Source organism: Streptomyces sp. WELS2 (genome assembly GCF_013870595.1).
GTDB lineage: Bacteria > Actinomycetota > Actinomycetes > Streptomycetales > Streptomycetaceae > Streptomyces.
Map to the genome: position 1 here is coordinate 1 of NZ_JACBWZ010000425.1, position 5,378 is coordinate 5,378.

Genomic DNA, 5,378 nt, shown 5'->3' on the forward strand with positions numbered 1-5,378 from the left:
GCAGGGTGATCAGCGCCCGAGCGGTGGCCAGGGCCCGGCTCGGCGGGCCGTCGACGCCGAACGCGGCGCCGGTCGCGTACATGCCCGCGATGACCAGCATCAGGCCGTCGGCGAGGGCCTCCGGGTCGGCGGCGCCCGAGGAGGCGGCCAGCAGCCGCAGGCGCGCCCGCACCCGGTCCAGATGTGCCGTCGCCTCCTGCCGGCCCGGGTGTGCCGGGTCGCGGAACTCGGCGACGGTGTTGTAGAAGGTACAGCCGCGGAAGCGCGGGGAGCGTACGCGTTTGTCGGCCAGCTCCACGATGGTCAGCATCTGCCGGGCCGGATCGCCGTCGTGGCGGGCGGTCTCGGTGTCGACCTCCTGCCACCACTGGGCGTCCCGCTCCTGCAGCCAGGCCGCGACCAGATCGTCCTTCCCCTGGAACTCGCGGTAGAGAAGGCTCTTGCCCAGTCCGGACTCCTCCACGACCTGTTGCATCCCGACGGCGCGCACGCCGTGTTCGTTGAACAGGCGGGCCGCCACCCCGAGGATCCGCTCCCGTGTGCCGCTTGCCGCGCGACGTGCCATCTCGTCACCCCTTCCGGCCGGTTTTCCGTAGCCCGCGACGCCCGTGTTGACGCCGGTCCGTCCGGCCCCTACATTCGGGACCGACCAGTCCCGGACCGATCGGTCCCGGACCGTCCGGTCCGGGATCCAGTGTAGGCACGAGTGGAGAGTGCTCAATGGCCGAGGCAACCGCGAACTCAGCCGGCAAGACGGGGCCGCCAGCCAGTCAGGCGGCGGAAGGGTCGGGGCCCCTCTTAACGATCCTGCTCCTCGGCGTCTTCATGGCCATCCTGGACGTGGCCATCGTCAACGTGGCGGTGCCGAAGATCGGCACGGACCTGGGTGCTTCCGGTGCCGAGCAGCAGCTGGTGATCGACGGCTACATCATCTCGTACGCCGTCCTGCTGATCACCGGCGCACGGCTGGGCGCGCTGTGGGGCCGCCGCGCGATGTTCCTCACCGGCGTCGTGCTCTTCACCCTGGCATCCCTGGCCTGCGGTCTGGCCTGGACCGCGCTGGCACTGATCGTCTTCCGCTTCGTGCAGGGCATCGGCGCCGCGCTCATGGTGCCCCAGGTGATCAGCATGATCCAGCTGAACTTCAGCGGCGACGCCCGCGCCCGCGCGCTCGGCCGCTACGGTGCCACCATCTCCGGCGGGGCCATCGTCGGCCAGGTGCTCGGCGGCGTCCTGGTCGCGGCGAACCTCTTCGGCACCGAGTGGCGGCTGTGCTTCCTGGTGAACGTGCCGATCGGGATCGGCCTGCTGCTGGCCGGCCGGCGCGCCATCCCGCGGGACACGGGCACCCCCGGTCTCGGGCTCGACCTGGCGGGCCTGGTCACCCTCATGATCGCCGTGTTCGCGCTGGTCCTCCCGCTGGTCCTCGGCCACCAGCTGGACTGGCCCGCCTGGACCTGGGTCAGCCTGGCGCTGTTCGTCCTGATCATCCCGGTGTTCGCGCTGTTCGAGCGCCGGGCCGAGCGCACGGGGGGATCGCCGCTGATCCACGGCCGGCTGCTGCGGGCGCCCGGCATGGTGGTGTCCTCGCTGGCGATCCTCGTCTCGCTCGGCGGCTACGGCGGAATCCTGTTCCTGCTCACCGTGTACGTGCAGTCCGGTATGGGGCACAACGCTCTGGTGGCGGGTCTGGTGTTCCTGCCCAGCGCGGTCATGTTCGCCGTCTCCAGCCTCAACTGGCGCCGGCTGCCCGCCCACTGGCACCGCCGGGTGATCCCGGCGGGACTCGCCCTGGCCGCCGTGGCGTTCGCCGGGCTCGCCCTCAGCGCCCGCTCCGGTGACATCAACGTCGGCATGGAGGTCTCGATCGGCCTCTTCGGCACCGGCATGGGACTGGCGTTCAGCACGCTGTTCGCCTTCGCCGTGGCCCATGTGCCGGCCGCCAACGCCGCGGACGCCAGCGGTGTCCTCACCACCGTCAACCAGCTCGGCCAGGTGATCGGCGTCGCCGCCTACGGCAGCGTCTACCTCGCCCTGGCCTCCGGCACCGGCGGACCGTCCCACGCCGCCTTCACGACCTCCCTGGCCATGGCGGCGGGCGCCGCGGTGGCCGCGCTGGTCGCGCTGCGCCTGCCCGCCGACAGGCCCGCGTGACCTTCCCCCCGGCTCCCGTTCGGCGGGAGATGCCCGGCCCTCGGCAATCCCCCGCCCGGGGGCCGGGCGTACCTTCCGGACGTGTCCCTGCGCCGGCACGTCAGCGCCCGCTCAGGGGTTCGTCACCGTCTCCCTGCGACATTGGGCTCCACGCCCCTCGTACAGCGGAAGGGAAGCAGCGACGATGACCTCGCACACCACTGACGCGTACCCGGCCTCGGCCCGCCGGCTGTTCATCGGCGGCAAGTGGGTCGACGCCGCGGACGGGGAGACGTTCGTGACGCTGGACCCCGCCACGGAGGAACCGCTCGCGACGGTGGCGCGGGCCCGCGCGCGGGACGTCGACCGCGCCGTGACCGCGGCCCGGGAGGCCTTCGACGCCGGGCCGTGGCGGCGGATGGCGCCCGGTGCGCGCGGCCGGATCATCCACCGGATCGGCGATCTGATCCTGGAGCACGCCGACGAGCTGGCCCGGCTGGACACCCTCGACAACGGAAAGCCCATCAGCTTCGCCTCCGTCGCCGACATCCCCATGGCGGCGGACCTGTTCCACTACATGTCCGGCTGGGCCAGCAAGATCGAGGGCCGGTCGGTCCCCTACTCCAACGCGCCCCACGGCACGACGCTGGCGTTCACCCTGCGCGAGCCGGTCGGCGTCGTCGGGCAGATCATCCCGTGGAACTTTCCGCTGATGATGGCCGCCTGGAAGCTGGGCCCGGCACTGGCCGCGGGATGCACCGTGGTGCTCAAGCCCGCCGAGCAGACGCCGTTGTCGGCGCTGCGGCTGGCGGAGCTGATGCAGGAGGCCGGACTGCCCGACGGCGTGGTCAACGTCGTCCCCGGGTACGGCGACGCGGGCGCCGCCCTCGCCGCGCACCCGGGCGTCGACAAGATCGCGTTCACCGGCTCCACCGAGGTCGGCCGGGAGATCGTCCGGGCGGCGGCCGAGGACCTGAAGAAGGTGACGCTCGAACTGGGCGGCAAGTCGCCCAACATCGTGTTCGCCGATGCCGACCTGGAGCGGGCCGTCGCCGCCTCGACCGGGGCGATCTTCTTCAACCAGGGGGAGTCGTGCACCGCGGGCTCCCGGCTGTTCGTCGAGCGCGCCGTCTTCGACGAGGTGGTCGACGGCATCGCCGAGCAGGCCGAGCGGATGCGGATCGGGCCCGGCCTCGAACCGGACACCGAGCTGGGACCGCTGGTGTCGCGGGAGCAACTGGACCGCGTCATGGGCTACATCGACTCGGGGCGCCGGGAAGGGGCCCGGCTGGTCACCGGCGGCACCCGGGTGGGGGAACGGGGCTACTTCGTCGCGCCCACGGTGTTCACGGACACCACCGCCGGCATGCGGATCCGGGCCGAGGAGATCTTCGGCCCGGTGTTGGTCGCCACGCCGTTCGACGACACCGACGACATCGTGCGCCTGGCCAACGACAGCGTCTACGGACTGGCGGCCGGCGTCTTCACCCGCGATGCCGCCAAGGCCTACCGGACCGCCGCCGCCCTGCGGGCCGGCACGGTCTGGGTCAACACCTGGAACACGCTCGACGCGGCGGTGCCCTTCGGCGGCTACAAGCAGTCGGGCTGGGGACGCGAGATGGGGCAGGAGGCCCTGAACGGTTACCTGGAGACCAAGTCCGTGATCACCGGCCTGGCCTGAACCCGCCGCCCGGCGAGGAGACCCGGCCGGCGGGCCGCCCACCCCGGCCCGCCGGCCGTCACCGCCGTCACCGCCGTCACCGCCCTCACGACGAGGGACCTCTGACGCTCGCGGGTACCGCACCCGCGGCGAACGGAAGCCACTCCGTGAGCAGACCGGGATCATGCATGAGGATGGCCCGCTCGAATCTGCGCAGCACCGGGGAGGGCTCCAGTCCGAAATGCTGGTCCAGCCGTTCCCGCAGCCTCCGGTAGACATCGAGCGCGTCCGTCTGGCGGCCGGCCCGGTAAAGCGCCGTCATCAGCATCATGCAGTACTGCTCGTTGAAAGGGTGCTGGGCGTACAGCTCGCTTATTTCCGGCAGAACACGGGCGTGCGCGCCGTCACGCAGCTCGAGCTCGTACAGCAATGCGTGCGCCAGGCTCCGGGCCTCCCGGTATTTGTCTGCGGCCATACGGCAGATGGGGCCGCCGGCTATTCCGCCGAAGAGCGGCTCCCGCCATAACGTGAGTGCGTTGCGCAGTTCCTCGATCACCGGCCGGAAATCCTTGCTCAGCCCGCTGTCGAGGCGGGCGCGCACGGCGTCGATGGTCTGGAGGAAGGTCAGGGCGTCGACCTCCTTGGGCTTCACGGAGAACCGGTAACCGGCCGGGCACTTGGTCAGCCGGGACCGCACCCGGTCCGCCTCCGCTCTCTCGAGGCAGCGCCGTAACCGGCTGACCTGCGCCTGCAGGGCGTTCTCCACCTTCATCGGCGGCGTGGTGCCCCACAGCTCGTCGATCAGCGCGTCGACGGTGATCACCTCTTCACCGCCGGCCAGGAATGCGGTGAGGAGGGTCTGCTGGACGGCTCCGGAGATCCTGATCGACTCCCCCGAACCGTGTACCTCGATCGTCCCGAGAATGCAGAAGGTGAACACGGCAACCCCTTCGCGTGAATGGCTGTCACACGTACCGGCAGGGAGCTGTCACTGGTTCGGACACGAGAGGTGCGGCAAGAATGTGCCGACCGGAAAAAACGGTGGATCAGACAGGGTGGGCGGGCCCTTGGGAGATTCCGAGAGTCGGGACCGCGGCGCCTGGAATATTCCCTGTCGTCATGGCGTGCACAGTTGGAGTCGCTCCCCCGGCCAATAATGTGGCATGCTGCTCAACTGTCGGCTGTTTCTCGTGAGAGTTGCACGGGCGTGCTGGAAGTGCAAGTCCCGAATTAAGTCAAGGCTCGGCAATTTCCTGTTTCTGTCCGGCGGCTCCGTTTGCGTCGGGACGATGGGGGTTCCGGCGTGTGATCGCCGTCGGATCGACGACCACCTCCTCGATGCCGAGCGGCGCGAGCAGCGCCGCCAGGGCCGACCGGGTGAGCGGGATCCACGGCTGGCCACGGCCGAGCGTCCGTCTGAGCCCGTCCGGGCTGGTGAAGGCGTACCCCACCCGGTGCCCGGTGGGGCGGCGGCCCGTCCGCAGCGTCACCGTCCGGGCGGCGCCGCCGCGGTCGACGGGTACGACGACGAGGTCACGGTGCATCTGTGTGCGCTTCCGCTCCTGTTCGGGATGCGAGGCCGGTC

5 protein-coding genes are annotated in these 5,378 nt (G+C 70.9%); 2 read left to right on the forward strand and 3 right to left on the reverse strand.

Going from position 1 to position 5,378, the window contains the following annotated elements:
* Positions 1-565, reverse strand: a 565-nt coding sequence (locus H5J33_RS22285) for a TetR/AcrR family transcriptional regulator (protein ID WP_181796687.1), incomplete at its 3' end; no start/stop codon positions are given.
* A 155-nt stretch (positions 566-720) separates the two neighbouring features.
* Between H5J33_RS22285 and H5J33_RS22290 the strand changes: the two genes are divergently transcribed.
* Complete coding sequence (locus tag H5J33_RS22290; protein ID WP_181796688.1) at positions 721-2,154, forward strand: MFS transporter; 1,434 nt, start codon at positions 721-723, stop codon at positions 2,152-2,154.
* Positions 2,155-2,338: 184 nt separating this feature from the next.
* Complete coding sequence (locus H5J33_RS22295; protein WP_181796689.1) at positions 2,339-3,814, forward strand: aldehyde dehydrogenase family protein; 1,476 nt, start codon at positions 2,339-2,341, stop codon at positions 3,812-3,814.
* An 85-nt stretch (positions 3,815-3,899) separates the two neighbouring features.
* On the opposite strand, the gene H5J33_RS22300 is transcribed toward H5J33_RS22295, so the two are convergent.
* Both H5J33_RS22300 and H5J33_RS22305 read right to left on the reverse strand, forming a co-directional pair.
* Complete coding sequence (locus tag H5J33_RS22300; protein WP_181796690.1) at positions 3,900-4,733, reverse strand: AfsR/SARP family transcriptional regulator; 834 nt, start codon at positions 4,731-4,733, stop codon at positions 3,900-3,902.
* Between the two features lie 295 nt (positions 4,734-5,028).
* A partial coding sequence (locus tag H5J33_RS22305) for an SAV_915 family protein (RefSeq protein WP_181796691.1) occupies positions 5,029-5,378 on the reverse strand: 350 nt, incomplete at its 5' end.